Annotated in this window: 1 protein-coding gene; it reads left to right on the top strand. The window is 39.1% G+C overall.

Features of this window, described 5'->3' with window-relative positions:
* Positions 1 to 6: 6 nt before the first annotated feature.
* Positions 7 to 350 (top strand): helix-turn-helix domain-containing protein (locus GJU43_RS22770; protein ID WP_154344190.1); only part of this gene is annotated, 344 nt, incomplete at its 3' end.

Below are 350 nucleotides of genomic sequence, written 5' to 3'. Positions count from 1 at the left end.
TGAATTATGAGCACACTAGCAAAACCAAGTCATATAGGACGAAAAATTAGCCGTATCCGTGAACTGAGAGACATGAAGCAGGAAGCGTTGGCACAGGCTTTAGGTACCAACCAACAAGCTGTTTCTATAATGGAAAACAGTGAGACGATAGACGACGAAAAGCTTGCAGAAGTAGCAAAAGCTCTTGGTGTTACGCCGGAAGCAATAAAGAACTTTTCAGAAGAAAATATGATCAACTATTTCAATAATTTTCATGACAATAGCAACGGTGCATTTGGTCAGATTGATAACAATAACCAGCATTGTACCTTTAATCCGCTTGATAAAATCGTGGAGCTTTACGAACGTTT

Source organism: Flavobacterium sp. LC2016-23 (assembly GCF_009674775.1).
GTDB lineage: Bacteria > Bacteroidota > Bacteroidia > Flavobacteriales > Flavobacteriaceae > Flavobacterium.
The sequence above is the reverse complement of the archived record's forward strand: the minus strand, read 5'-3'. Positions and strand labels throughout refer to the sequence as shown.